Origin of the sequence: Erwinia rhapontici, assembly GCF_020683125.1 — a bacterium.
Taxonomy (GTDB): domain Bacteria; phylum Pseudomonadota; class Gammaproteobacteria; order Enterobacterales; family Enterobacteriaceae; genus Erwinia; species Erwinia rhapontici.
In genome coordinates this window covers 416,304-442,118 of record NZ_CP085627.1, presented here as the reverse complement: position 1 = coordinate 442,118, position 25,815 = coordinate 416,304, and the positions used below count along the sequence as shown (strand labels likewise).

Sequence of the window (25,815 nt, the reverse complement as noted above, 5' to 3'; positions counted from 1 at the left end):
CAGTCGCGCCGTTTTTATTTGGTGTGGCTCATGTGGCGGAGAATTATCTATCACCCCGAAGTTAACTACGCACTCAGGCAAACACTGGTGCTGTGTTTACCCGTGGCGATCGGCTGGATGCTCGGCAACCTGCAAAACGGCCTGCTGTTCTCATTAGTCCCCGCCTGTTGTAACAATGCCGGTCTTGATACTCCACACAAACGCTTCTTCAAACGTCTGATCGTAGGCGGTTGCCTGTTTGCTTTCAGTAGCTTTTTGATTCAGTACGCCGGGGCAGAAGAGGTGCCACTGCCCGTGATCCTGCTGGTCATGTCACTGCTGCTTGGTGTCACCGGTGAAATCAGTCCGCTGCACGGTCGTCTGCTACCGGCATCGCTGATTGCCGCCATTTTCACCCTCAGTCTGGCCGGACGCATGCCCATGTGGCAGCCGCCGCTATTGTTCATTCTCGGTACCGTCTGGTATGGCGCGTTTAACTGGTTCTGGTTCTGGCTGTGGAAAGAGCAGCCGATGCGCGAAACCCTCAGTCTGCTCTATCATGAACTGGCTGATTACTGCGAAGCGAAATACAGTCTGCTAACCCAGTTGACCGATCCCCAAACCGCCCTGCCTCCCCTGTTGGTCCGCCAACAGAAAGCCGTCGATCTGATTAACACCTGTTACCAGCAAATGCATATGCTGGCCGCCAATCGCGACCATTATCAGCGACTGACGCGCGCATTTCAGGTCGCCCTCGATCTACAGGAACATATCGCCGTCAGCCTGCATCAGCCCGAGGAAGTACAGAAGCTGGTAGAGCAGAGCCACGCCGAGGCGGTGATCCGCTGGAATGCGCAGACCATTGCCACACGCCTGCGGGTACTGGCTGACGATATCCTCTATCACCGCTTCCCTGAACGTTTCACGATGGAAAAACCGCTTCAGGCACTGGAAAAAATATCCCGTCAGCACCCCGATAATCCGGTTGGCAACTTTTGCTATTATCACTTCAGCCGTATCGCCCGCGTGCTACGCACCCAGCACCCGTTGTACCGTCGCGACCTGATGGCGGACCGCCAGCGCCGCCTGCCGCTGTTTCCTGCGTTGAAGAGTTATCTGTCGCTGAAATCCTCTGCCCTGCGCACCGCCGCACGCTATGCAGTCATGCTGACCTTCGCCAGTTCACTGGCCCTGTTCTTCAATCTGCCGAAGCCTTACTGGATACTGATGACGGTGATGTTTGTCAGCCTCAACGGTTACAGCGCTACTCGGGTACGTATCCAGCACAGGGCGCTGGGAACGCTGGCCGGGTTGGCCATTGCCGCTGCCACGCTCGGTTTACATGCCCCGGAATCCTGGGTGCTGCTGGTGATGCTACTGATTACCCTGGTGAGCTATCTGTTTATCCGCAAGTTTTACGGCTGGGCAACCGTAGGATTCACGGTCACCGCGGTGTATACATTGCAACTGCTGTCGCTGAACGGAGCGCAGTTCCTGCTGCCGCGCTTAATGGATACACTAATGGGCTGTCTGATTGCCTTCGGCGGCATGATTTGGCTATGGCCACAGTGGCAGAGTGGATTGATGCGTCAGAATGCGCACGATGCGCTGGAGACCTATCAGGAGGCATTGCAGAAGCTGCTGGGCAGCGAACAGGATGCGGAGAAACTGGCATACCAGCGTATGCGGGTGAATCAGGCGCATAATGCGCTGTTTAACTCACTGCATCAGGCGATGCAGGAACCGGGCTTTAATTCACGCTACCTGGCCGATATGCAGCTGTGGGTCACGCACAGCCAGTTTATTGTTGAGCATATCAACGCCATGACCATTCTGGCGCGGGAGCATACGATGCTAACGCCGACGCTGGCAGAGCGCTATTTGCAATCCTGCGAAATTGCCCTGCAACGCTGTCAGCAGCGTCTGGAGTATGACGGACCGGATTCAGGCAGCAATGTACTGGATGCTCCCGAGGACTTCCATCAGGGGCCGGTGACCATTATGGAGCGACACGTGAAGCGTATTCTTGGCCACCTCAGCGTAATGCACACCATTTCGTCGCTGACCTGGAGCCAGCGCCCACATCATGGCCGCTGGCTGTCCCGGCGCTTGAGGAAATCGTCATGATCGCGGGTCAGGCATGCCTGACCCCTACGAATTAGCGGCATGCCGACGTTGGCCTAGGATATGCCTGACCCCTACGAATTAGCGGCATGCCGACGCTGGTCTGGGATATGCCTGACATCGACGAATTAGCGGCATGCCGACGTTGGTCTGGGATATGCCTGACATCGACGAATTAGCGGCATGCCGACGTTGGTCTGGGATATGCCTGACATCGACGAATTAGCGGCATGCCGACGTTGGTCTGGGATATGCCTGACATCGACGAATTAGCGGCATGCCGACGTTGGTCTGGGATATGCCTGACATCGACGAAACAACGTAGGGGCGGGGCATGCCCCGCCCACGGCAATCAGCCCAGGACTTTCTCAACAGCCGTGGCGAAACGCGCCATGCCTTCGGCGATATCCGTTGGCTCAATGACCAGCGAAGGCGCAAAACGCATCACGTCAGTTCCGGCAACCAACACCATCACACCGGCTTCTGCTGCGGCGTTAAGAATATCGCGCGCACGTCCAGCATGCTGTGATTTCAGCTCCGCGCCAATCAGCAGGCCTTTGCCACGGATATCGCTGAACAGATCGAAACGGGCATCCAGCGCCTGAAGCGCATCAACAAACAGCTGACGGCGCTCTTCCACACCTTCCAGCACCTCTGGCGTATTGATGATATCCAGTGCAGCTTCAGCCACCGCACAGGCCAGCGGATTACCGCCATAGGTGGTGCCATGCACGCCAGGCGCCATAACCGATGCAATGTCGTTAGTCGTTAACATGGCACTGACCGGGAAACCACCGCCCAGCGCTTTGGCTGTGGTGAGAATATCCGGCTGCACACCATAATGCTCATACGCAAACAGTTTACCGCTGCGGCCCATGCCGCTTTGTACTTCATCCAGAACCAGCAGCGCATTATGTTCATCACAGAGCTGGCGCAGCCCCTGCATAAACTCTGGCGTCGCGGGCATCACACCCCCTTCTCCCTGAATCGGCTCGACCACAATGGCGCAGGTATGATCGTCAATCACCGCTTTTACTGCGGCCAGGTCGTTAAACGGGACGTGGACGATATCGGCAGGTTTTGGCCCGAAGCCATCGGAATACTTCGGCTGGCCGCCAACGGACACCGTAAACAGCGTGCGACCGTGGAAGGCGTTATGGAAGGCAATGATTTTACTTTTGAACGGACTGTGACGTTTGGTGGCGTAGTAACGCGCCAGCTTAAACGCCGCTTCGTTTGCTTCAGCACCGGAGTTAGCAAAGAACACTCGCTCGGCAAAGGTCGCGTTGATCAGTTTGGTCGCCAGACGCAGGGCAGGTTCGTTAGTAAAGACGTTGCTGGTGTGCCACAGGGTTTCGCCCTGAGTTTTTAATGCCTCTACCAGCGCCGGATGGCAATGCCCAAGCGCGGTGACCGCAATGCCGCCAGAGAAATCAATGTACTCTTTACCCTGCTGATCCCAAACGCGGCTGCCTTTCCCTTTCACCGGCACAAACTGTGCTGGTGCATAAACAGGCAAAATCACCTCATCGAACGTTGCACGTGTTACCGCTAATTTTTCCGCCGCCATTCACTACCTCACCATTTAGTCTTTTCAGGGATGTGAAAATATAGTCATAAAATATGCATAAAAAGTCACTAAAAGGCAAACGTTAATCAGCGTTTGAGGAAATTATCCAGCAGTTGATGCCCCTGCTCGCTGAGGATGCTTTCCGGATGAAACTGCACCCCTTCCAGCGATAACGTGCGGTGGCGGAAGCCCATGATCTCATCAGGCTGACCATTCTCATCCACGGTCCAGGCGGTCACTTCAAACTCAGCAGGCAGACTGCCGCTTTCAACAATCAATGAATGATAGCGGGTCACCGTGAGGGGATGATTCAGCCCTTCAAACACGCCGCCATCACGATGTTCAATCGCTGATGTTTTGCCGTGCATAACCTTGCGTGCGCGCACCACGCGGGCGCCAAAGGCCTGTGCGATCGCCTGGTGTCCCAGACAAACGCCAAGGATAGGCAACTTTCCAGAAAAGTAACGGATAGCCTCAAGAGAGATCCCGGCTTCATTCGGTGTACAGGGGCCCGGAGAGATTACCAGATGTCCCGGCGCCAGCGCGTCAATCTCAGCCAGCGTAATCTCATCATTGCGGTACACGCATACCTCGGCGCCCAGCTCAGAAAAATACTGGTAGAGGTTCCAGGTGAAGGAGTCGTAGTTGTCGATCAGAAGCAGCATGGTGGGCTCGATACAGCAGGGCCGCCACCAGGCGGCCCTGACAGAATGCCATCAGGAAATTATGGCAACACTTTAGCAGACAGGATCACCACCGGGGTCACCGGAACATTCTGGTAAGGACCAAAGGTTTTCGTCTGCACCTGAGCGATCTTATCGGCCACGTCCATTCCCTTCACCACTTTACCGAAGACGGCATAGCCGAAATCACGCTGACCATGATCGAGGAAGGCGTTATCCGCCACGTTGATAAAGAACTGGCTGGTTGCACTGTCCTTCTCAGCCGTGCGCGCCATTGAAATGGTGCCACGCTTATTGAGCAGGCCATTATCTGCCTCATTTTTGATCGGCGGTTTAGGCTGCTTCTGCTGCATGTCAGCGGTGAACCCCCCGCCCTGCAGCATAAAGCCCGGGATCACGCGGTGAAAAATGGTGTTGTTATAAAAACCATTGTTGACGTAATCCACAAAATTAGTCACCGATACCGGTGCTTTCTGGTTGTTCAGTTCCAGTTCAATAGTACCGGCGGAAGTGGTCAGCAGCACATGCGTGTCCCCCTTCGCGGCAATAGCGGAGGCAGAGATCGTCGACAGGGCGAGCACGGTCGCCACTGCGGTCAAAGTACGTTTCAACATGAAAGATTCCTTACTGAGTGCAACAAACCATAAAAACAACGCTGATTGTAAAGAGGCGCTTACCAACGCGCCAGCGTTTTACCTTTATTTACGCTGTAAACATCCTGAAGCAAACGGGCTAAGAGAAGTCCGAATGGTGATAATGATCACGTTATGAATGAAATATGAAGATATTCATTTCATTAAAGATTTAAGCAGATCACGAATATCGTTAAACTTCTCCCGTTTACCACGGGCATTCCGCCCGACGACTTCTCTTTCAAACAGGTTTCCACTATGACAAATCGCGATCGAATTGGGCTTACCTGGATCAGCTTCTTCTCTTATGCGCTGACCGGTGCAGTGGTTATCGTTACCGGTATGGTACTGGAGAATATTGCTGCTTACTTCCAGCTGCCCGTGGCACAGATGAGTAATACCTTTACCTTCCTGAACGCCGGTATCCTGCTGGCGGTATTCCTTAACGCCTGGCTGATGGAAATTGTGCCACTGAAGCGTCAGCTTATCTTTGGCTTTGTGCTGATGGTACTGGCCGTGCTGGGCTTGATGAACAGCCACAGCCTCACCGTCTTCTCGCTGTGCATGTTTGTGCTCGGCGTGGTGAGTGGTATTACTATGTCTATCGGTACGTTCCTGATCACTCATCTGTACGAAGGACGTCAGCGTGGCTCTCGCCTGCTGTTTACTGACTCCTTCTTCAGCATGGCGGGGACCATTTTCCCGATTATTGCTGCCGCTATTCTCGCGCGTTCTCTGCCGTGGTACTGGGTATACGCCTGCATCGGCGTTATCTATGTCGCCATCTTTGTTCTGGCACTGTGCTTTGAATTCCCGGTACTGGGCAAGAAAGCCACCAGCGGCGAGCCTGTAGTGAAAGAGAAGTGGGGCGTGGGCGTGGGCCTGTTGGCTGTCGCAGCGCTGTGCTACATCCTTGGCCAGCTTGGCTTTATTGGCTGGGTGCCGCTGTATGCGACCAAAAATATGGGGCAGAGTATCGAACAAGCCGGGGGCCTGGTCGGTAACTTCTGGACCGCGTATATGATCGGTATGTGGGCGTTCAGTGCCATTCTGCGTTTCTTCGATCCGCAGCGCATTCTCACCGTACTGGCCCTGGCAGCCACTGCGCTGATGTACTGGTTTATCAGCGCGACGGATGCCTCCATGCTGAAGTGGATCATGATGAGCCTGGGCTTCTTCTCCAGCGCTATCTACACCACCATCATCACGCTGGGTTCGTTGCAGACTAAGGTCGCTTCGCCGAAACTGGTGAACTTCATCCTGACCTGCGGCACCGTTGGCACCATGTTGACCTTCGTGGTAACGGGCCCGATCGTAGAAAAAGGCGGTGCACACGCGGCGCTGGCGACCGCTAACGGCCTGTACGCGGTGGTCTTTGTCATGTGTCTGCTGCTCGGCTTCGTCAGCAAGCACAAGTTGCATGGACATATGGGTTCCCACTAACCTTAAGATGTCAAAAAGGCCGGTGAATCCGGCCTTTTTTATGCGGCGTCATCGCCTGAAATCCACCTTCTCACTTTCATCCAGATGAATGACGCTGGCCGCAGGCACGGTTTCGGCAATCACACGCCCGTGACGGATGGAGTAACGCACCGGCACCTGACGACGCAAGGCATCAAAACCGCTCTCCGCAGGCAGGATCACCAGGTTAGCACTGTTACCACATTGGATACCGTAATCCTTCAGTTGCAGCGTTCTGGCGCTATGAGTGGTAATCAGGTTAATGCCAGCATCCAACTGCTCGTATCCCATCAACTGACACACGTGCATCCCCATGTGCAAGACCTGCAACATGCTGGCAGTCCCCAGAGGATACCAAGGGTCGAAGACATCATCGTGACCAAAGCAGACATTAATATCCGCCTCCAGCATCTCTTTCACCCGCGTAATACCCCGGCGCTTGGGATAAGTATCGAAGCGACCCTGTAGGTGAATATTCACCAGCGGGTTAGCCACAAAGTTAATCCCGGAGAGCTTCAGCAGGCGGAACAGGCGGGAGGTATAAGCGCCATTATAGGAGTGCATTGCGGTGGTATGACTGGCCGTCACGCGTGATCCCATCTGTTCGCGGTGCGCCAGCGCCGCGACGGTTTCAACAAAACGCGACTGCTCATCATCGATCTCATCACAGTGCACATCCACCATGCGCTGATACTTTTGCGCCAGCGCAAAAGCGCGGTGCAATGATTCGACGCCGTATTCTCGGGTGAACTCAAAATGCGGTATTGCCCCCACCACATCGGCCCCCAGTTGCAATGCCTGCTCCAGCAGCGCTTCACCATCGGGGTAAGACAAAATGCCCTCCTGCGGGAAGGCCACCAGCTGGATATCCACCCACGGCGCCATCGCCTGCTTCACTTCCAGCATCGCTTTCAGCGCGGTCAGCGTCGGGTCGGAGACATCAATATGCGTACGCACATGTTGAATACCGTTGGCAATTTGCCACTTCAAAGTCTGACGCGCCCGCTGCTTTACATCTTCATGCGTCAGCGTGGCCTTACGCTCAGCCCAGCGCTCAATGCCTTCGAACAGCGTACCAGACTGATTCCAGGCAGGCTCACCCGCTGTCTGCGTGGTGTCCAGATGAATATGCGGTTCAATAAACGGAGGGAAGGCCAACCCACCTTCGGCATCCAGTGCTTCACCGCTGGCACGCGTTGGTGGCTGTGGCATGATATGCACAATCTTGCCCTGTTGGATCTCAATCTGCCAAAGCCCTTCACGCTCCGGCAGGCGAACGTGATTAATCCACTGTAATTCTGGACGCATAAATCCCTCCGTCATCAATAAGACACGCTGTTAACCCTATCACGGATTAATACTGCTGCCGGAAATCTCTGAATGAACCGATGAAAATCAGCAGCCTGAATGCTAATTTCCCCTCTATACTCAGCATTCTGATTGACTGCGAGGAAAGGACCATGAAGCACCTGATCATCGCCTGCATGCTGGTAAGCCAGCCACTGATGGCGGCTGCACCTGACTATGCCACGCTGGAAGGTATCTGGCACGTTGATGCCGTACATGTGGATAGCACAGGCATCCAGGCTGTGGTGGAGAACGATCCGCAATATATGGGCGCAGTGGTGACGTTTTCGTCAAATAAGATTATGTGGAGTCAAGGCAGTGCGCAGCGGACGATCGATCCGGCAACGGATAACTGTCTGAAGAGACCGACGTTGACGTCTGCCGATGAGAACGATCCCGAAGACAGCTATCAGGTCGCGGGTGGGTACAATGTGATATGTGGCGATGAGCCGTGGGGGCCGGGGGCCGTCGTTACCGCACCGGTCAACGATACGCTAACACTCTACTGGTTTGACGGGGCAATTCTGGTATTGAAAAAAGAGCACCGCCAGTCATGATGCTCTTGCTTTCTTAACGGGTGGCAACCCTTAGCAGATTGCCACCGGTAACGATTTACGGCTGAGCAACGAAGCCGATGGCCTCATACACTTTTTTCAGGGTGCCCTGCGCCTGCGCACGCGCTTTTGCTGCACCATCACGCATCACCTGCTCAAGGAAGGCTTCATCATCGCGGTAACGATGATAACGCTCCTGCAGCTCACCCAGCATGGCTGATACCGCATCCGCAACCGCTCCTTTCAGGTGGCCATACATCTGGCCAGCAAACTCGGCTTCCAGCTCGGCCATCGTCTTACCGGTCACACCGGACAAAATATCCAGCAGATTCGATACACCAGGCTTCTCTTTCACATCATAACGCACCACCGGTGGTTCATCGCCGTCGGTCATCGCACGTTTAATTTTCTTCACTACCGACTTCGGATCTTCCAGCAGGCCGATAACGTTATTGCGGTTATCATCAGACTTGGACATTTTCTTGGTCGGCTCCAGCAGCGACATCACGCGCGCCCCGGATTTAGGAATAAACGGCTCTGGCACGGTAAAGATGTCGCCGTACAGTGCGTTAAAGCGCGAAGCCACATCACGGCTCAGCTCCAGATGCTGTTTCTGGTCTTCACCTACCGGCACCTGAGTGGTCTGATACAACAGGATATCTGCCGCCATCAGCACCGGGTAGTCAAACAGCCCCGCATTGATATTTTCTTCGTAACGTGCGGATTTGTCTTTAAACTGAGTCATACGGCTCAGTTCACCGAAATAGGTGTAACAGTTAAGGATCCAGCCAAGCTGCGTATGCTCAGGCACGTGCGACTGAACAAAAATGGTGCTTTTCTGTGGATCGATGCCGCAGGCAAGATAGAGTGCCAGCGTATCCAGCGTAGCCTTACGCAGTGCAACCGGGTCCTGACGAACCGTGATGGCGTGCAGGTCAACGATGCAGTAGATGCAGTGGTAATCATCCTGCATCTGTACCCACTGACGCAGCGCACCCATATAGTTACCGATGGTCAGTTCACCTGAAGGCTGTGCGCCGCTAAATACGATGGGTTTGCTCATGTTTCCGTCCTGAATAATTACAGCCCGAGTGCGGGCAACAAATCGTTAAAATGATCAAGCGTGACGTCGGGCTGACTGGTGGCAATAGGCTCACCGTAGTTATAGCCGTAAGTCAGGCCAATGCAGGGACATCCTGCCGCCTGCGCGGCTTGAATATCATTGCGTGAATCGCCAACAAATACCAACTCTCCCGGTAGCAAACCAAACTTGCCCAAAACCAGAAACAGCGGGGCCGGATGCGGTTTCTTTGCCACCACATCATCGCCACCAATAATCAGCGAAAAGTAGTCGGCAATACCGAGCGATTGCAGCAGTGGAGCAACAAACGGAGTGGGCTTATTGGTGACCAGCGCCATCGGCAGGTTATGTGCGGCCAGCGCGGCCAGCGTCTCTTTGACGCCAGGATACAGCAGGCTGCCACCATCTACGCTCTGTGCATAGTGTTTATCCAGCAGCACCCGCGCATCAGACAGCAGGGCGCTCTGTGGGGCATGGCCCAGCGCCCAGGTCAGAGCGCGCTCGATCAGAATATCCGCCCCGTTGCCAATCCAGGTTGATACCCGCTCAACACCCGCTATGGGTAGGTTCAGCTCATTGAGTGCGCTATCAACGGCACTCGTCAATCCTGGGGCGCTATCGGTCAGCGTGCCATCAAGATCAAACGCGAGGGCACGGACGTTAGTGAAATGACCCATGACGAGACTTCTCCAGTTCGGTGCGCATATCATCGATCACTTTTTTGTAATCGGGATGACCAAAAATGGCTGAACCGGCAACAAACATATCGGCACCCGCTGCGGCAATCTCACCAATGTTGTCCGCTTTGACGCCGCCATCCACTTCCAGGCGAATATCATAGCCGCTCTGATCGATTAGCTTACGTACCTGACGCAGTTTATTCAGGGTACCCGGAATAAATGACTGACCACCGAAGCCCGGGTTCACGGACATCAGAAGGATCACATCCAGCTTATCCATCACATAATCAAGCACGCTGAGAGGGGTTGCCGGGTTCAGCACCAGGCCCGCCTTGCAGCCCTGCTCTTTAATTAATTGCAGTGTGCGATCAACATGCTCGGAGGCTTCTGGATGGAAGGTGATATAGCTGGCACCGGCCTTGGCAAAATCAGGTATCAAACGATCAACCGGTTTGGCCATCAGATGGACATCGATCGGCGCAGTCACGCCATAATCGCGCAGGGCTTTTAACACCATCGGCCCCATCGTGAGATTGGGAACGTAATGGTTATCCATCACATCAAAGTGAACCACATCACCGCCAGCAGCCAGTGCTTTAGCAGTGTCTTCGCCCAGGCGGGCAAAATCTGCGGAAAGAATTGATGGGGCAATTAAAAACTGTTTCATCCGTTTCTCCCTGGTTGTGCCTGAGTTTCAGGCGTCATCACCGGCCAGTATACAACGCCAGTAATTCATTGACCTTACTTCGCGTGTTGCCACTGCGGCTGATCGAACGACGCACTTTGATTTCATGCAGGATAGCGCCCTCGTACCACTGACGTGTTAGCGGCGTATCGTGGTTCGATATCAGCACGGTAATGCTCTGCTCGTTGGCCAGCATCGTAGCCAGTTCGACCAAATGTTGTTGCTCACGCATGCTAAAGCTGTTTGTGTGGTACGCCGTAAAGTTAGCGGTCGTGGAGAGCGGTGCATAGGGTGGATCGCAATAGACCACTGCCCCCTTTTGCACTTTCCCCAGCGTAACATCGTAAGATTCACAGACAAAAGTCGCCTGCTGGGCCCGTTCGGCAAACCAGTAAATTTCATCTTGCGGAAAGTAGGGTCTGCGATAACGACCAAACGGCACGTTGAACTCACCGCTCAGGTTATAACGGCACAAGCCGTTGTAACAATGGCGGTTGAGGTATAAAAACAACACCGCTCGTCGGTAATCATCGCGGCACAGATTAAACTCTTTGCGATAGGCGTAGTACACCGCCGAATCATTCGTTTCAGGAACGAAGAGCATGCGCACATCTGCCACGAATTCATCCGTGCGTTCTTTAACGATGTTATAGAGGTTAATCAGATCGCTGTTAATGTCTGCGAGAATGTACTTTGAGTACTGGGTGTTAAGAAATACCGAGCCCGCCCCTACGAAGGGTTCGATCAAACAGTCCCCTTCAGGGAGATGGCGTCGGATATCATCGAGCAACGGGTACTTGCCACCTGCCCACTTCAAGAAAGCGCGATTTTTTTTCATGCTGTCGTTAATTACTTTTACTCATCAGGCTGTGGTTACACCGACAGCATATCTGCGCTTTGAATGCTCTGCGTGCCAGCGGCACGCACACACACTAAGGATACGCCGGGTTTCTCCGGCGGGGTGTTATTTACCCGCTTCTTTTTTTACCTGGCTCACCGGTTTTACCCAAGGGTTCTGAGCACGAACTTCCGCCGGTAGAGAGGCAACAGCGCGTTTAGCATCACCTGAAGTCGCATAAGAGCCACTCACCAGTACATACCAAGGCTGTCCGTTACGCGTGGTCTGATAGACATGATAGCCACTCAGATTTTGTTTTTTCGCCCAGGCATTCAACGTGTCTGAACGCGATGCACTGCTTAGCTGCAGCGTAAAGTTACCGCCGGGGGTGCTACCGCTACGCGCGGCTGGCGTACTCTGACTGGCTGTAGTCGCTGGTTTACTTTCTTTCGCCGCAGGCTTACTGGCAGCAGGCGTATGGGCCGCCGCCGGTTTATTCTGATGCGTTGCCGTCGGACGTGGAGCCGTAACAGGTTTGTTGCTTGCCTGGCGCGGAGTTTCTGCCCCTGGTGCTACTGTAGCAGCCGCCGTTGGCAATGAAGACTCTCCCTGACCTGCCTGTGCTGCAGCATCAACCTGCCCTTGCTGGTCATTCAAAGCTGTATTCAGATCGCCTGGCAGCTCAACACGCTGTTGATTCGGCGGTGTCTGCACTGGCTGTGCTTCTGTCGGCGTTGGGGAAATCGGTGGAACACCCACATTCTGTGACGAAGCCGACTGAGTATTATTCGGGGTTGTACCGGTTTCAGACGTAGCTGGCTGGCCTGACTGGCCGCTCATTGAAGAGGACCCGGAGAGATCGATATTCTTTTCACCACCGGCGTTACCCGCAGGCGTTGCAGGCTGTTTCGCACTGCTGTTATCAGGTGATTTCAATGCAGACCCAATACCTAACACAAGCAGCAGCAGAACCAGGATACCAATTCCCATCATCATATGCTGTCGGGATACAGGGATTTTTGGTGCAGACGACGTTTTGCGGGACCGCGTTGGTCGGCGGTCGCTGGTGTCAGGTTTTAACTCGTCTTCCGGTTTAAACTCGTCCATTTAACCTCCTCCCATAGAGCGGCAATGCCGTTCGAACCCTTGAACGGCGATACATCAGAATAGTAGCCAGGAGACCTGGTTACAGATAATCGCTATGGCTTCAGACAATCCTGAATGGATGCAAGAACCATATCATGTGGTACTCCGCTGCGCACTTCGGCTTTGCCGATGGCCAGGGGAAGAATCAGACGCAGCTTGCCAGCCAGGACTTTTTTATCACGCATCATATGTGGCAGGTAGTCAGCCGCCGCCATACTTTCTGGCCCATGTACCGGTAACCCGGCACGCTGTAACAACGTGATAATACGGCCTGTATCTTGCGAACTGAACTGACCAAGACGTTCAGCGTTGCGTGCAGCCATTACCATCCCGGCTGCCACCGCTTCGCCGTGCAGCCAGTTGCCGTAACCCATATGGGCTTCAATGGCGTGACCATAGGTATGCCCAAGGTTCAGCAACGCACGCTGGCCGTGCTCATGTTCATCTGCTGCCACCACTTCCGCTTTCAACTCACAGCAGCGGCGAATACAGTACGCCAGCGCCGTGCCATCCAGCGCCAGCAAGGCATCCAGATTGTCTTCAAGCCAGGTGAAGAATTCACCGTCAAGGATGATGCCGTATTTGATCACTTCCGCCAGACCGGAAGAGAACTCACGCGCTGGTAGGGTATTCAGACAGTCAAGATCTACCACCACCGAGGCAGGTTGATAAAATGCCCCGATCATGTTTTTACCCAACGGATGATTGACGGCAGTTTTCCCCCCCACAGAGGAGTCAACCTGCGACAACAGCGTGGTTGGGACCTGGATAAAACGTACGCCACGCTGGTAGCTGGCGGCTGCAAATCCGGTTAGATCACCAATCACACCGCCACCCAGTGCCACCAAAGTGGTATCCCGGCCATGAGGCCTGGACAGTAATGCGGTAAATACCTGATCCATCACGGCCAGCGATTTAAACTGCTCACCGTCCGGCAGAATCACCTGATCGACCACCACGCCCGCGCCCTCAAGGCGTGAACGCAATGGTTCCAGATAGAGAGGAGCCAGCGTCTGGTTGGTTACCAGCATGACCTGATCGCCCGCTTTAAGCGGCCAAAAAGAAGCCGGATCTGCGAACAACCCGGCGGCGATGGTAATGGGGTAACTGCGATCCCCAAGAGTTACGGTAATCCTCTCCATGACGCTGTATCACCTTTTTTGCTGTGCCCACAAGTGGGCCGTCAGAGCCTGAATCAGCTCTTTTCCAACATATTGATAATTTGATTAGCCACCACTTTCGCACTTTGATCGTCAGTACGAATGGTTACGTCGGCAATCTCTTCATACATCGGATTGCGTTCATCGGCTAATGCTTCCAGCACTTCACGCGGTGGAGAATCCACCTGCAACAGCGGACGTTTTTTGTCGCGCTGAGTACGTGCCAGTTGCTTTTCGATAGTCGTTTCAAGATAAACCACTACGCCACGGGCGGAGAGACGATTGCGCGTTTCGCGCGACTTGACGGAACCGCCACCTGTCGCCAGCACAATGCCCTGCTTTTCAGTGAGTTCATTGATGATTTTTTCTTCGCGATCGCGGAAGCCTTCTTCGCCTTCGACGTCAAAAACCCAGCCCACATCCGCTCCGGTACGTCGCTCAATTTCTTGATCGGAATCGAAAAATTCCATATTGAGTTGTTGAGCTAACTGACGCCCAATAGTGCTTTTGCCGGCACCCATAGGCCCAACCAGAAAGATATTGCGTTTCTCTGCCATTTTTTCGGTATTACTAAGACAATTCGTTGATGATACCCCGCCTTAAACCAGGCAGGACATGAACTGAAACCTCATGAGCGATAGTGCGAGAGTCAGACGAAAATTATCTCAACACTGAAGGTGTTTTGGCAACCGATTAAATTTACCTTGCCCATTGCACGCAATATTTTGGCGCGTTTCAGTCCGCTTCATTTATCAGCCGGATGTGGTTGCATCGGCTACGCCGGTTGCGCACGATAAAAAACGGTTAAAAAGCATTCGCTGCTAAGGGCACCTGGCCCGTAATTCAAAATCGCTAAACCTTGTAAGCTAATTCCGTCCTTGCGTCAAACCCAACTGTCAGCAATTCCGGAAAAAACATGCAGGTGTTACAGTTTGCCTCAAAAATCGCATTAATCGCTACGAATCAGTCTCGGTGTGATGAAGATCACCAATTCACGCCTTTTTTGTTCACGTACATCGTGACGAAACAGGCCACCCAGTAGCGGAATATCGCCCAGAAAAGGCACCTTAGTGCGCCCTGTGGCGCTCTGTTGCTGAAAAATCCCTCCCAGCGCCAGCGTCTGCCCATCCTTCAACATCACCTGGGTATCAATCTCCTGTTTATCGATGGTCAGGACCTCGTTTTCACCGCTTCGCATATTTTTTCCGGGTACATTTTGAGAAATATGCAGTTTCAGTAAAATCCGACCGTTAGCCTGTACCTCTGGCGTGACTTCCATCGCCAGCATCGCCTCTTTGAACTCCATGGTGGTCGACCCCCTATTTCCACTGGCAACTTCGTAGGGAATTTCCGTACCTTGTTTGATACTGGCCGTCTGCTGATGCGATGTGAACAAGCGTGGGCTGGCAATAATCTCGGCCTGCTGCTCTCTTTCCAGCGCGCTCAGCTCAAGATCCAGCAACTGACCATCCAGTTTTGCCAGCGTCAAACCCACCATACCTGCCGGGCGACTGACGCCAAGATCCACTCTCAGCTGGCTGCTACGCAGCGCCTCTGCCACCTGTTCAGATCCACTTAGCCCCCAGTTAACCCCTAATTCACGCAGATTCTCTTCACTGATGGTGACGATATGTGCTGCCAGCTCAATCTGAGCCAACGGCACATCCAGCTGGCGCACCCAACGTTCTGCCTGATCGAGGGCACTTTCAGTATCACGTAATAACAAACTGTTAGTCCGGCTATCCAGCGTAATGCTGCCACGCGCGGTCATTAATCGGGCGCGCTCATTTTGCAGGCTGCCGTTGACCGCTGCGGCATCGGCATGCTGGAGAGTGAGCGTACGATTATGCAGAGGGAGCGTCTGTTCCTGAGCTTCACGGCGTGCGGCCGTTTTTCGCTCCTCCTCTTGCTGCCAGCTCTCCGGATAAATCAGCATCACGTTGCCCTGTTTTTCCATTATCAGGCGCCCCATTTTTAACACCAACTGTAAAGCCTGCTGCCAGGGCACGTCTTTCAGCCGAAGAGAAAGCGTGCCTTCAACCCCCGGTGCTACCACCAGGTTGAGCTGCTGGTAATCGGCCAGCGCCTGCAATACCTGCCCGACGGGAGCGGCGTCAAAAGCGAGAGAGAGGGGAATCTGGCTGGCTGATAACGGGCTTATCAGCGCCAGCCAGAGGTAAATTATCCTGAGCATGATGTCCTCCTTTTAAACCCAGCCGCCGTGACGGCGGGCAGTCCTGTAAAGTCGTGATCGTGACAGTCTGAGCATCAATCTCCGCGATACGCCACTCCGTGCCGGGTAATGGGTCGCCAGTCTGCCGCCAGAGCAATTTATGTTGAGACGAGACCAGCCACGCGTCATAGCGGCCCTCTCGGCCAATCAGTCCCAGTAAACGCCAGGTGAGTTCCGTCTCTGCAACGGACGCGCAACGCTGGACGTTCAGAGGAAAAAAGGGATCGCGCGCCCACACGTTACACATCAACAACAGCAATCCCCAGGCCAGCTTAATTTTCATCCGTTAACTCCATGACCAGGCGCAATTGCTGTTCCTCACGTTGCAGTTTGAACTGGGAAAACAGTAACGTGGGCTGAAGCGCAGAAAGATAATCCAGCAGCGCAATAAATTGTGGCCAGTTCAGCATCAGAGACAGCTCACCGCCCTGCCCGGCAGGGTGCCAGTATTCCAGTACCGCACCGCTGGCTTTGAGCAGGTCAGGCAGTAAAAAAGGCCGGATGACGTCAGAGGTAAGCCGTGCCTCGATCTGTTCTGTCTGCTGCTGCACGGTGGCAAGTGCGGGCATGGCGCGGAGTAATTGCAGCTGCTGACGATAACGGTGTGCCAGCTGCTGCCACTGCTGTTCGCCCTGCTGCTGCTTTTGTTTTATCGGATGCCACCAGGCGCCCCATAACAGCATCGCCAGCAACAGCGCAGCGCCACAAAAACTGCCCAAGCGTATCCATGCCGGCATTTGCAACCAACCGATCAGCCAGCGGTGCATCATTCGTCGGCACCAGGAGACAAAAACGGTAGTGCCTGCATATCAAACGTCATTTCGCCCGTGCGAACACGCTGGACTGCCCCCAAATTGACCTGTTTAAACAACGTGACCTCGCGTAATCTGTCACGCAACTGGTGCAGTTCCTGAATGCTGGCCGCCACTCCGCGTAACACCAGTTCCTTGCGGGTTTTATGCAACACGCTCAGCCAGGTATCCGGTGGAAAGTGCAGGCCAAGACCCCGCGCGAAATCACGCCACTGGGTCATCTGCTGTTGACGGTGCATGAGGTGATGCTGCTGACGTTGCAAGGCGCTGAGCTGCTGTCGTGCGGCCTGCGTGCGTGCACTCAGGGCCTGCACATCGTTTAGCGCGGCGCTCCACAGACCCTGCGTGCGACTCTGCTGGTGATTGAGACTGCGCTGCCAGTATCCCTCCAGCATCAGCATGGAAAACACCAGAACTAAAACGCCCCCTGCCAGACGCCAGACGCGCCAGCGCTTCTGCAATTTCACCTGCCGCCAGGGCAATAAGTTCACCCATACCATCAGCAATCCTCCGGGCGTAATGCCAGACCGGTTGCCAATGCAAAAGCACCGTCATACACGGGCAACGGCGGCTGATAACATTGCACTGCGGCCAGCGGCGACAAGGCGAAGGTGCCTTCCGGCCGCTCTTCTGCCAGCACAGAGCTGTACCAGACTGAGTGGCTGCCTTGTAAATATCGCTGCTGTAGTGCGCTAAAATCGGCTGCATCTTCCAGTGAACACCAGCCCCAGGCATGAACACCCGACTGCGGGGCATACCACAGCCAGTGATCGTTCAGGCGGTGCACCAGTGCGGCGGACGCCTCCAGTGACAGTCCACGAGCCAGCGCATACAGTGCCGCCGGAGTCAGTTCCAGAACATCGGGAGCCAGCGAGGCCTGTTGCAGGCAGTCTACCCAATTTTGTAGTGCATCCTGGCGTGCCGCCGTCAGATACATCGCCCCGTCAACGTCATCACTACCACGGTAATCCAGCGCCAGCGCTTCGGGTGCGATAGGGAAAAATCGTCTCGCCGCCGCCATGATGTAACTGTTACGATCGGGTTCACGTAATCGTAAGGCAGGCTTCGCCAGTTGGCGCTGCATGACGAGCTGCGGGGGGAAGCCGACCCGCAGTGAAATGCGAGCAGGAAGGTGTTTACGCCAGCGTTGCAGTAATGCCACAACATCGTCCGGGCGTTGCACCAGGCCATTTCTTAACGTATCTTGCGGCAACGTATGCTGCCACCAATGACGTAGCTGCCAGCCGTTTCGACGGCGCTGGATGCCCAGGGCGCAGAGCTGCCCGTTTTGAATATCCAGCCCGACTTGCCATGTCTTAAAAGCCATTGCGCGATCTCCTTATCGTCTGTTGAAAAGGACGTATCCAAGGTACAGGCTTGCCTTTATACTACCGCGCGATTGTTTATAAACTGCCCAACCGACTTTAAGTGGGAAATATCAGGTGAAGTTCGTAAAGTATTTATTGATCCTTGCAGTGTGTTGCATCTTGCTGGGAGCTGGCTCGATCTATGGTTTGTACAAATACATAGAGCCACAGCTCCCGGATGTCGCCACGCTGAAAGATGTGCGTCTGCAGACGCCAATGCAGGTCTACAGTGCCGATAACGAGCTTATCGCACAGTACGGCGAGAAACGCCGTATTCCACTGACGCTGCAACAAATCCCACCGCAAATGGTGAAGGCCTTTATCGCGACGGAAGACAGCCGCTTCTATGAACATCATGGCGTCGACCCGATTGGTATTTTCCGTGCAGCCAGCATTGCGCTGGTTTCCGGTCATGCGTCGCAGGGGGCCAGTACCATTACCCAGCAGCTGGCACGTAACTTCTTCCTCAGCCCGGAACGTACACTGATACGTAAGGTCAAGGAGGTGTTCCTCGCCATTCGCATTGAACAGATGATGAGCAAGGACGAGATCCTTGAGCTGTATCTGAACAAGATTTACCTCGGCTACCGCGCCTATGGTGTTGGCGCTGCGGCACAGGTCTATTTTGGTAAAAGCGTTGATCAGCTGTCACTGAGTGAGATCGCCATGATCGCCGGCCTGCCAAAAGCACCGTCGACATTTAACCCACTCTATTCTCATGATCGTGCCGTGCAGCGTCGCAATACCGTTCTGGCACGTATGCTTGACCAGCACTACATCACGCAGATGCAGTATAACGAAGCGCGCAGCACACCACTGGTGGCGAACTATCATGTGCCGGAAATTGCTTTCTCAGCGCCGTATCTGACTGAGATGGTGCGTCAGGAGATGATCAAGCGCTTCGGTGAGAACGCCTACAACGACGGTTATAAGGTCTATACCACCGTCACCCGTAAGCTCCAGTTGGCGGCACAGACATCGGTTCAGGACAACGTTATTGCCTATGATATGCGTCATGGTTATCGCGGTCCGGCCAGTGTGCTGTGGAAAGTGGGTGAGCAGGCGTGGGGCCACAGCGAAATCATGAAAACGCTGAAGTCTTTACCGGTGTACGGTCCGCTGTTCCCGGCAGTGGTTACCACCAGTAATAGCGAGGAAGCCACGGCCATTATGCGTGATGGCAGCAGCGTTGCGCTAAACCTCGCCAGTGTTCGCTGGGCCCGCCCGTTCAAGTCAGACACCTTACAAGGTGCCACACCGCGTTCGGTGAGCCAGGTATTGCAGCCTGGTCAGCAGATTTGGGTACGCAAAGTGGATAACGACTGGCAACTGGGCCAGGTGCCGGATGTGAACTCCTCACTGGTATCGCTCGACCCACACGATGGTGCCGTGCGCGCACTTGTGGGCGGTTTTGACTTCAATCTGAGCAAGTTTAACCGTGCAACCCAGGCGTTACGCCAGGTCGGTTCGAATATCAAACCGTTCCTGTATACCGCAGCAATGGACCGTGGTTTGACGCTGGCATCTATTCTTAACGACGTGCCGATTTCTCGTTGGGATGCAGGTGCCGGTGCTGACTGGCGTCCGAAAAACTCACCCAATACCTACGCGGGTCCCATTCGTCTGCGCCAGGGGTTGGGTGAGTCGAAGAACGTTGTGATGGTGCGCGCCATGCGCGCCATGGGCGTCGACTATGCGGCCGAATATTTGCAGCGTTTTGGTTTCCCGGCACAGAACATCGTCCATACGGAATCACTGGCGCTGGGCTCGGCCTCCTTCACCCCATTGCAGATGGTACGTGGCTACTCTGTGATGGCGAACGGCGGCTTCCTGGTTGACCCGTACTTCATCACGCGCATCGATGATGAGCAAGGCAACCACGTCTTCGAAGCGAAACCGAAAGTCGCCTGTGCAGAGTGCAATCTGCCGGTGATCTATGGCAACACTCAGAAGGCCGTCGCACTGAGTGAAGACAGCGTAGAAAACGTGGCGGTATCGTCGGAAGGTAACAATGTTGCCGTACCACAACCGCAGCTGGAGCAGGTTCCACAGCAGGGTCAGCAGGATGGCCAGCAGCAATATGCGCCACACGTGATCAACACCCCGCTGTCATTCCTGATTAAAAGTGCGCTGAATTCGAATGTGTTTGGTGAGCCAGGCTGGATGGGCACTGGCTGGCGGGCTGGCCGCGACCTTAAACGTAACGATATCGGTGGCAAAACCGGTACCACTAACAGCTCAAAAGATGCCTGGTTCTCCGGCTACGGGCCGGGGGTTGTCACCTCGGTGTGGATCGGTTTTGACGATCACCGCCGTGACCTCGGACGCACCACGGCTTCCGGGGCGATTAAAGATCAGATATCAGGCTACGAAGGCGGTGCCAAGAGCGCACAGCCAGCATGGGATGACTATATGAAATCCGCGCTGGATGGTGTGCCGTTACAACCATTGACGCCGCCAGAAGGCGTAGTGACGGTCAATATCGACCGCAGCACCGGCAAACTGGCGAACGGTGGCGGCAATAGCCGCGCGGAATACTTCATCAACGGCACCCAGCCGACTGAATATTCCGTACATGACGTCGGAACCACACTGATGGACAACGGCGAAAGCCACGAGTTGTTCTGATACAAAAATGCCGGGCAATTGCCCGGCATTTTTTATTTCAGGTCAGTCAACCACACTCACCCGTTACGATGGCTCACATCAGTAACTCAGCCGGCCTTGCTTCACCAGCCATTCACGGACCAGAAACAGCGCACTGACGTTACGCGATTCGCGAAAATCAGGTTCATCCAGGAGCGCCAGCAAATTATTTAGCGGCCAGCGCAGTTGCGGTAATGGCTCAGGTTCATCCCCTTCCAGTTGCTCAGGATAAAGTCCCTCTGCCACCACAATGTTCATCTGACTGGAAAAATAGGACGGCGCCATCGTCAGTTTTCCCAGTGTCTCCAACTGATGAGCGCCAAACCCGGCCTCTTCTTTTAGTTCACGATTGGCGGCTTCAAACGGCGTTTCGCCAGCATCAATCAATCCCTTCGGGAACCCCAGCTCATAGCTTTCCAGCCCGACAGCATATTCCTGAATCAGAATCAGATGATCGTCGACAATCGGTACGATCATAACCGCTTCACGGCCAGAGGAACGCATACGTTCGTACACACGGCGCGCACCATTGCTGAACTCCAGATCAACGGCTTCTACCGTGAACAACCTGGAGCGCGCAACAGCTTCAACTTTGTGGATAGTAGGTTTTTGTAATTGTCTGGTCATCATGGCCCCAGCGAAAAGCCGAATAAGGTTAACGTCATGCCCGGTGCAAACACGGGTGTGCTATTGTCCATTGTGCGGCAGGTGCCGCAGGAATCCAATCATCGCATGAATCATTTTACTTTTTTATAACAAATCCTTGTTAATATGAGGAAAATCTTTTAAAGAATGTCAATTGAACGACTAAAAAATAGGATTATGCCGATATCTGTTATGGCAAATGCCTGGTAACATCACCCCCGGCCATGCTATACAATTATTCTAATTTTATGATTTTTAGCGCTATTTTTAATCACACAGTGAATTGCCTATTCTGTCTTCACTCGCCATTTTTGGCTGGTATTGACCCACCATCTTATGCGAGAGAAATGACAGGAGCATCGTGGCAGGAATGAGGGGAGCATGAGCACAATAGTCATCATATTGGCTGTAATGCTGGCCTGCTCGGTGACGGCAGGTTGTTTTTTTTGGTACGCTATGCGGCATCGCCCGCCGTTGGCGAAACCACTGCCATTCATTAGTCCCCCTTATCGCAAACTGAGCGACGAAGAACGCACAGCGGTAGAACGCTACGTCTCCATGCTGGCTAATAATCGGCACGATACCCAGCCAACCGGTGCCAGCAGCTCACCCGAACAACTGGTTCTGACATCTCAAAGCAACAATGTTTATCCCGTCACTCGCTCCATCACCCGCTACGGACTCTCCACCGACGACCAAAATAAATGGCGCTACTACCTGGATGCGGTTGAAGTGCATCTGCCCCCACTGTGGGAGCAGTACATTGCGGAAGAGAACTACGTTGAGCTCATTAAAACGCAAACGATCCCGCTGGTCATTTCACTCAATGGGCACTCACTGACTCAATATCGTTGGGAATCGCCTGCACTGGTGCCGATGGTACGCGCGACCGGGCAAAATGCCTCTATCCGCAAAGAAGAGGGCGAGAACGTTGAGCTTCTCAGCGTTCGCAAGGAGAGTCTGGAAGAGTATGCATTGAGCAAACCGGATGGCACCCGGGAAGCCCTGCTTATCAGCACGGGATTACTGCTGTTTTTCATCAGCCTCGTGGGGCCGGTTGTTCTGATGCCCTGGCTGATACTGGCGGGTATCTGCATGATTTTATTCAGCATCTGGATGCTGTACCGCCGCCCCACAGAGAAAGACCTGCGTGACATCCACTGCCTGCGCGGCGCACCGAAACGCTGGGGCTTATTTGGCGAATCCAACCAGGGTCAGGTCAGTAACATCTCGTTGGGTATTATCGATTTGATCTATCCGCCACACTGGCAAAGCTACGTAGCCCAGGACCTGGGTCAAACTACCGACGTTGATATCTATCTTAACCGCCAGGTCGTTCGCCAGGGACGTTTCCTCTCCCTGCAGGATGAGGTGCGTAATTTCCCAATCCAACGCTGGCGTAAAAATGTTGTGCTGGCTGCGGGTGCGTTGTTAGTGCTGGTACTGCTGATTTCCTGGATCCCCCTGAGCATGCCACTGAAGTTGAGCCTGGCATGGATTAAAGGCACGGAAAGTCTGCAAGTCACGCAGGTGAGTGACTTAGAAAACGTTGCCCTCCATGTGGGCGACAGCCTGAAAGTCAAAGGCACGGGGATGTGTTCGATCCCAGCCACCTATCAGGGCAACCGCAACTATGACTTTATGCCGTTCGACTGCTCTGCGGTATACTGGAATAACGCTGACCCCCTGCCCCTGCCGCAGTCCGATATTATTGATAAAGCCACCGCACTGCTGGATACCACCCGAATGCAGCTTCATCCGCAGACCAGCACCGATCCAAAACTCAATCCGCAGCTGGCCACCGCCATTCAAAAGTCAGGCATGATCCTGCTGGATGACTTCTCCGATATCGTGCAAAAAACCCAGGATTTGTGCAGCCAGGAGCAGGACTGTGTGCGTCTGAAAAATGCGCTGGTCAACCTCGGCAATGCCAAAGACTGGCAGACGCTGGTGCATCGTGCCAATTCTGGTGCACTCAACGGCATGAACGTGCTACTGCGCCCGGTGAGCGCCGAAGCGCTGGAAAACCTGGTGAACACCGCGACGTCCTCTTTCTTCTACCGTGAAACACGCCGTGCCTCGGACGCGCTGAACAGCCCTCCTCCGGGTGGTTTCCTGATCCTCAGCGACGAAGGCCGCCAGTTGGTGAATCAACCCTCCCCGGCGGCATCACTGTTTGATTACAACGCGCCTGACCAATGGCCAGAACTGCAACGTCTGGCAGGTATGCTGCTGCACACGCCGTTTAAGGCTAACGGGATCATTACAAGCATCACCACCGATGCCAACGGCACCCGCCATATCGCACTGCACAGCGAGCCAGACACCATCACATTATGGCACTACCTCGGCAGCAGCTTGTTGTTGCTGTTGCTCACTCTGATTCTGGTCATTAACACACTACTGGCGCTGCGTCGCATCCACCGTAATCGTCTTCGGATGATGGAAATTCATCAGTATTACGACAAATGCCTTAACCATTCGCTCAACGATATACAGACCGTGCGGCCGATGTTCTGACCCCATCGCATCTGTGCTATTTTTAATAGCTAGTGCCCTCCATACCCAAAATAATCCAGGACGCCCCACCCGTTAACTTGAAAGACGACGGGGGACACCCTATATAGGGGTATTCCCAAAAGGAGCAGCGATGAAAGAGAAACCCTCAGACGGGGTCCGGCTCGATAAATGGCTTTGGGCCGCCCGGTTTTATAAAACCCGGGCAGATGCACGCGAAATGATTGAAGGCGGCAAAGTCCATTACAACGGTCAACGCAGCAAACCCAGTAAACTGGTGGAAGTGGCTGCCGAGCTGACGCTGCGCCAGGGTAACGATCAGCGCACCGTGGTGATTGAAGCGATCACTGACAAACGTGGCCCGGCGACTGTTGCGCAACAATTGTACCGCGAAACGGTAGAGAGTATTGAGAAGCGGGAAAAAGTGGCGCTGGCGCGTAAAATGAATGCCCTCACTATGCCGCACCCTGACCGGCGCCCTGATAAAAAGGAACGTCGTGACCTGATGAAATTTAAACATTCTGGCGACGAATAACGCCACACTCGAGAGAAACACTATGTCCCAGCAAGACCAAATGCACCGTTACCTGTTCGAAAACCATGCTGTGCGCGGCGAACTGGTTACCGTATCCCAGACATGGCAGGAAATCATTGAGGGTCATGACTACCCTCAGCCAGTGCAACAGGTCCTTGGCGAACTGCTGGTCGCCACCAGTCTGCTGACAGCTACCCTGAAATTTGACGGTGACATCACGGTGCAGTTACAGGGTGATGGCCCGCTTAATATGGCCGTAATCAACGGTAACAATCTTCAGGAAATGCGCGGTGTTGCACGTATGCAGGGTGAGATTGCCGATGGGAGCAGCCTAAAAGAGATGGTCGGCAATGGCTATCTGGTGATCACCATTTCTCCGAAAGAAGGTGAGCGCTACCAGGGCGTAGTCGGGCTGGAAGGTGACACCCTTGCCGCCTGCCTGGAAGATTACTTTATGCGTTCAGAGCAGCTCCCTACTCGTCTGTTTATCCGCACCGGCGAAACAGAATCGCAGGTGGGTGCAGCCGGTATTCTGTTGCAGGTTCTGCCGGCTCAGGATGCCAGCCTGGATGAGTTCAACCATCTGGCGACGTTGACAGAAACGATCAAAACAGAAGAGCTGCTGGGCCTGCCAGCAAATGACGTGCTGTGGCGTCTCTATCATCAGGAAGAAGTCACCCTGTTTGAACCCCAGAACGTGAGCTTCAAGTGCACCTGTTCACGCGAACGTTGCGGCGATGTGCTGCGAACACTGCCGGATGAAGAAGTGGACCAGATCCTGCAGGAAGATGGCAACATTGATATGCACTGTGACTACTGCGGTAATCACTACGTCTATGATGCGGTCGATATTGCCGCGATCCGTAATCATTCTGCGACAGGTGACCAACAGGTTCACTAATCGCCAGGGGCCGGATATTATCCGGCCTTTTTCTTTTCAACGATGCCCCCGTTTTTACGCTGCCTGCCTTTATTTCTCATCGAAAAACAATACGATACTCCCGTCACAAAAAGTCGAACTTTCCACCTGACAATCCTCCCCTCCCTGGTATTTATCACTAAAAAAAGACACCGACTTAGCACTATTGATGCAACAAATGCGATTCTTTTCATTGAACCC

General features: G+C 54.0%; 24 protein-coding genes. 7 read left to right on the top strand and 17 right to left on the bottom strand.

Annotated elements, in window-relative coordinates:
• The first annotated feature begins 30 nt into the window (after window positions 1-30).
• The gene (locus LJN55_RS01870) at window positions 31-2,106 is read left to right on the top strand and encodes a YccS/YhfK family putative transporter (RefSeq protein ID WP_133846678.1); all 2,076 of its coding nucleotides are present in this window, start codon (window positions 31-33) and stop codon (window positions 2,104-2,106) included.
• A gap of 349 nt (window positions 2,107-2,455) precedes the next feature.
• Here the strand turns inward: LJN55_RS01870 and argD are convergent, their stop codons facing one another.
• The 3 genes from argD to ppiA all read right to left on the bottom strand — a co-directional run bounded on the left by argD (window position 2,456) and on the right by ppiA (window position 4,970).
• Window positions 2,456-3,673: a bifunctional acetylornithine/succinyldiaminopimelate transaminase gene (argD, locus tag LJN55_RS01865; RefSeq protein ID WP_133846677.1), complete on the bottom strand. Its 1,218-nt coding sequence runs from the start codon at window positions 3,671-3,673 to the stop codon at window positions 2,456-2,458.
• A gap of 86 nt (window positions 3,674-3,759) precedes the next feature.
• Window positions 3,760-4,338, bottom strand: coding sequence for an aminodeoxychorismate synthase component II (locus LJN55_RS01860; protein ID WP_227535592.1), 579 nt, complete (start codon window positions 4,336-4,338; stop codon window positions 3,760-3,762).
• 59 nt (window positions 4,339-4,397) lie between these two features.
• Window positions 4,398-4,970 carry a peptidylprolyl isomerase A gene (ppiA, locus tag LJN55_RS01855; RefSeq protein ID WP_133846675.1) on the bottom strand — a complete coding sequence of 191 codons (573 nt, stop codon included), beginning with the start codon at window positions 4,968-4,970 and terminating at the stop codon, window positions 4,398-4,400.
• A gap of 276 nt (window positions 4,971-5,246) precedes the next feature.
• On the opposite strand from ppiA, the gene tsgA reads away from it, so the two are divergent.
• The gene (tsgA, locus tag LJN55_RS01850) at window positions 5,247-6,431 is read left to right on the top strand and encodes an MFS transporter TsgA (RefSeq protein WP_200642660.1); all 1,185 of its coding nucleotides are present in this window, start codon (window positions 5,247-5,249) and stop codon (window positions 6,429-6,431) included.
• Between the two features lie 48 nt (window positions 6,432-6,479).
• On the opposite strand, the gene LJN55_RS01845 is transcribed toward tsgA, so the two are convergent.
• A complete protein-coding gene (locus LJN55_RS01845; RefSeq protein WP_227535591.1) occupies window positions 6,480-7,757 on the bottom strand; it encodes a cytosine deaminase in 1,278 nt (425 codons plus the stop codon).
• 152 nt (window positions 7,758-7,909) lie between these two features.
• On the opposite strand from LJN55_RS01845, the gene LJN55_RS01840 reads away from it, so the two are divergent.
• Window positions 7,910-8,353, top strand: a complete 444-nt coding sequence (locus LJN55_RS01840) for a hypothetical protein (protein WP_133846672.1) — start codon at window positions 7,910-7,912, stop codon at window positions 8,351-8,353.
• Window positions 8,354-8,408: 55 nt separating this feature from the next.
• Here LJN55_RS01840 and trpS read toward each other — a convergent pair whose 3' ends face one another.
• The 12 genes from trpS to pilM all read right to left on the bottom strand — a co-directional run bounded on the left by trpS (window position 8,409) and on the right by pilM (window position 18,312).
• Window positions 8,409-9,413: a tryptophan--tRNA ligase gene (gene trpS, locus LJN55_RS01835; protein ID WP_133846671.1), complete on the bottom strand. Its 1,005-nt coding sequence runs from the start codon at window positions 9,411-9,413 to the stop codon at window positions 8,409-8,411.
• 17 nt (window positions 9,414-9,430) lie between these two features.
• Window positions 9,431-10,108: a phosphoglycolate phosphatase gene (locus tag LJN55_RS01830; protein ID WP_133846670.1), complete on the bottom strand. Its 678-nt coding sequence runs from the start codon at window positions 10,106-10,108 to the stop codon at window positions 9,431-9,433.
• A complete protein-coding gene (gene rpe / locus LJN55_RS01825) occupies window positions 10,092-10,778 on the bottom strand; it encodes a ribulose-phosphate 3-epimerase (RefSeq protein ID WP_133846669.1) in 687 nt (228 codons plus the stop codon). The genes LJN55_RS01830 and rpe overlap by 17 nt, the downstream gene beginning before the upstream one ends.
• A 37-nt stretch (window positions 10,779-10,815) precedes the next feature.
• A complete protein-coding gene (gene dam, locus LJN55_RS01820; RefSeq protein ID WP_133846668.1) occupies window positions 10,816-11,634 on the bottom strand; it encodes an adenine-specific DNA-methyltransferase in 819 nt (272 codons plus the stop codon).
• 126 nt (window positions 11,635-11,760) lie between these two features.
• Window positions 11,761-12,741 (bottom strand): SPOR domain-containing protein, encoded by a 981-nt coding sequence (locus LJN55_RS01815; RefSeq protein ID WP_227535590.1) that lies wholly within the window; start codon window positions 12,739-12,741, stop codon window positions 11,761-11,763.
• A 92-nt stretch (window positions 12,742-12,833) separates the two neighbouring features.
• Window positions 12,834-13,922 (bottom strand): 3-dehydroquinate synthase, encoded by a 1,089-nt coding sequence (gene aroB, locus LJN55_RS01810; protein ID WP_227535589.1) that lies wholly within the window; start codon window positions 13,920-13,922, stop codon window positions 12,834-12,836.
• A gap of 53 nt (window positions 13,923-13,975) precedes the next feature.
• Window positions 13,976-14,497: a shikimate kinase AroK gene (gene aroK, locus LJN55_RS01805; RefSeq protein ID WP_048917675.1), complete on the bottom strand. Its 522-nt coding sequence runs from the start codon at window positions 14,495-14,497 to the stop codon at window positions 13,976-13,978.
• Between the two features lie 392 nt (window positions 14,498-14,889).
• Window positions 14,890-16,134, bottom strand: a complete 1,245-nt coding sequence (gene hofQ, locus LJN55_RS01800; protein ID WP_227535588.1) for a DNA uptake porin HofQ — start codon at window positions 16,132-16,134, stop codon at window positions 14,890-14,892.
• Window positions 16,055-16,456 carry a HofP DNA utilization family protein gene (locus LJN55_RS01795; protein WP_159337853.1) on the bottom strand — a complete coding sequence of 134 codons (402 nt, stop codon included), beginning with the start codon at window positions 16,454-16,456 and terminating at the stop codon, window positions 16,055-16,057. The genes hofQ and LJN55_RS01795 overlap by 80 nt, the downstream gene beginning before the upstream one ends.
• Window positions 16,446-16,943 (bottom strand): HofO family protein, encoded by a 498-nt coding sequence (locus LJN55_RS01790; protein ID WP_159337851.1) that lies wholly within the window; start codon window positions 16,941-16,943, stop codon window positions 16,446-16,448. Before LJN55_RS01790 ends, LJN55_RS01795 begins: the two co-directional genes overlap by 11 nt.
• Complete coding sequence (locus LJN55_RS01785) at window positions 16,940-17,485, bottom strand: PilN domain-containing protein (RefSeq protein ID WP_212813620.1); 546 nt, start codon at window positions 17,483-17,485, stop codon at window positions 16,940-16,942. Before LJN55_RS01785 ends, LJN55_RS01790 begins: the two co-directional genes overlap by 4 nt.
• The gene (gene pilM / locus LJN55_RS01780; RefSeq protein ID WP_133846661.1) at window positions 17,485-18,312 is read right to left on the bottom strand and encodes a pilus assembly protein PilM; all 828 of its coding nucleotides are present in this window, start codon (window positions 18,310-18,312) and stop codon (window positions 17,485-17,487) included. The genes LJN55_RS01785 and pilM overlap by 1 nt, the downstream gene beginning before the upstream one ends.
• Window positions 18,313-18,427: 115 nt before the next feature.
• Between pilM and mrcA the strand changes: the two genes are divergently transcribed.
• Complete coding sequence (mrcA, locus tag LJN55_RS01775) at window positions 18,428-20,980, top strand: peptidoglycan glycosyltransferase/peptidoglycan DD-transpeptidase MrcA (protein WP_133846660.1); 2,553 nt, start codon at window positions 18,428-18,430, stop codon at window positions 20,978-20,980.
• A gap of 78 nt (window positions 20,981-21,058) precedes the next feature.
• On the opposite strand, the gene nudE is transcribed toward mrcA, so the two are convergent.
• A complete protein-coding gene (gene nudE, locus LJN55_RS01770; RefSeq protein ID WP_133846704.1) occupies window positions 21,059-21,625 on the bottom strand; it encodes an ADP compounds hydrolase NudE in 567 nt (188 codons plus the stop codon).
• A 399-nt stretch (window positions 21,626-22,024) separates the two neighbouring features.
• On the opposite strand from nudE, the gene LJN55_RS01765 reads away from it, so the two are divergent.
• The 3 genes from LJN55_RS01765 (at window position 22,025) to hslO (ending at window position 25,596) form a co-directional block, all read left to right on the top strand.
• Window positions 22,025-24,163 carry an intracellular growth attenuator family protein gene (locus LJN55_RS01765; protein ID WP_227535587.1) on the top strand — a complete coding sequence of 713 codons (2,139 nt, stop codon included), beginning with the start codon at window positions 22,025-22,027 and terminating at the stop codon, window positions 24,161-24,163.
• Window positions 24,164-24,293: 130 nt separating this feature from the next.
• A complete protein-coding gene (gene hslR, locus LJN55_RS01760; protein ID WP_133846658.1) occupies window positions 24,294-24,695 on the top strand; it encodes a ribosome-associated heat shock protein Hsp15 in 402 nt (133 codons plus the stop codon).
• Between the two features lie 22 nt (window positions 24,696-24,717).
• A complete protein-coding gene (hslO, locus tag LJN55_RS01755) occupies window positions 24,718-25,596 on the top strand; it encodes an Hsp33 family molecular chaperone HslO (protein ID WP_227535586.1) in 879 nt (292 codons plus the stop codon).
• Window positions 25,597-25,815: the final 219 nt, after the last annotated feature.

What these genes read in the sequence shown, in the direction of transcription:
- LJN55_RS01870 (WP_133846678.1), top strand. Translation starts at nt 31, where the DNA reads ATGTGGCGGAGAATTATCTATCACCCCGAAGTTAACTACGCACTCAGG.
- argD (WP_133846677.1), bottom strand. Translation starts at nt 3,673, where the DNA reads ATGGCGGCGGAAAAATTAGCGGTAACACGTGCAACGTTCGATGAGGTG.
- LJN55_RS01860 (WP_227535592.1), bottom strand. Translation starts at nt 4,338, where the DNA reads ATGCTGCTTCTGATCGACAACTACGACTCCTTCACCTGGAACCTCTAC.
- ppiA (WP_133846675.1), bottom strand. Translation starts at nt 4,970, where the DNA reads ATGTTGAAACGTACTTTGACCGCAGTGGCGACCGTGCTCGCCCTGTCG.
- tsgA (WP_200642660.1), top strand. Translation starts at nt 5,247, where the DNA reads ATGACAAATCGCGATCGAATTGGGCTTACCTGGATCAGCTTCTTCTCT.
- LJN55_RS01845 (WP_227535591.1), bottom strand. Translation starts at nt 7,757, where the DNA reads ATGCGTCCAGAATTACAGTGGATTAATCACGTTCGCCTGCCGGAGCGT.
- LJN55_RS01840 (WP_133846672.1), top strand. Translation starts at nt 7,910, where the DNA reads ATGAAGCACCTGATCATCGCCTGCATGCTGGTAAGCCAGCCACTGATG.
- trpS (WP_133846671.1), bottom strand. Translation starts at nt 9,413, where the DNA reads ATGAGCAAACCCATCGTATTTAGCGGCGCACAGCCTTCAGGTGAACTG.
- LJN55_RS01830 (WP_133846670.1), bottom strand. Translation starts at nt 10,108, where the DNA reads ATGGGTCATTTCACTAACGTCCGTGCCCTCGCGTTTGATCTTGATGGC.
- rpe (WP_133846669.1), bottom strand. Translation starts at nt 10,778, where the DNA reads ATGAAACAGTTTTTAATTGCCCCATCAATTCTTTCCGCAGATTTTGCC.
- dam (WP_133846668.1), bottom strand. Translation starts at nt 11,634, where the DNA reads ATGAAAAAAAATCGCGCTTTCTTGAAGTGGGCAGGTGGCAAGTACCCG.
- LJN55_RS01815 (WP_227535590.1), bottom strand. Translation starts at nt 12,741, where the DNA reads ATGGACGAGTTTAAACCGGAAGACGAGTTAAAACCTGACACCAGCGAC.
- aroB (WP_227535589.1), bottom strand. Translation starts at nt 13,922, where the DNA reads ATGGAGAGGATTACCGTAACTCTTGGGGATCGCAGTTACCCCATTACC.
- aroK (WP_048917675.1), bottom strand. Translation starts at nt 14,497, where the DNA reads ATGGCAGAGAAACGCAATATCTTTCTGGTTGGGCCTATGGGTGCCGGC.
- hofQ (WP_227535588.1), bottom strand. Translation starts at nt 16,134, where the DNA reads ATGCTCAGGATAATTTACCTCTGGCTGGCGCTGATAAGCCCGTTATCA.
- LJN55_RS01795 (WP_159337853.1), bottom strand. Translation starts at nt 16,456, where the DNA reads ATGAAAATTAAGCTGGCCTGGGGATTGCTGTTGTTGATGTGTAACGTG.
- LJN55_RS01790 (WP_159337851.1), bottom strand. Translation starts at nt 16,943, where the DNA reads ATGATGCACCGCTGGCTGATCGGTTGGTTGCAAATGCCGGCATGGATA.
- LJN55_RS01785 (WP_212813620.1), bottom strand. Translation starts at nt 17,485, where the DNA reads ATGGTATGGGTGAACTTATTGCCCTGGCGGCAGGTGAAATTGCAGAAG.
- pilM (WP_133846661.1), bottom strand. Translation starts at nt 18,312, where the DNA reads ATGGCTTTTAAGACATGGCAAGTCGGGCTGGATATTCAAAACGGGCAG.
- nudE (WP_133846704.1), bottom strand. Translation starts at nt 21,625, where the DNA reads ATGACCAGACAATTACAAAAACCTACTATCCACAAAGTTGAAGCTGTT.
- LJN55_RS01765 (WP_227535587.1), top strand. Translation starts at nt 22,025, where the DNA reads ATGAGCACAATAGTCATCATATTGGCTGTAATGCTGGCCTGCTCGGTG.
- hslR (WP_133846658.1), top strand. Translation starts at nt 24,294, where the DNA reads ATGAAAGAGAAACCCTCAGACGGGGTCCGGCTCGATAAATGGCTTTGG.
- hslO (WP_227535586.1), top strand. Translation starts at nt 24,718, where the DNA reads ATGTCCCAGCAAGACCAAATGCACCGTTACCTGTTCGAAAACCATGCT.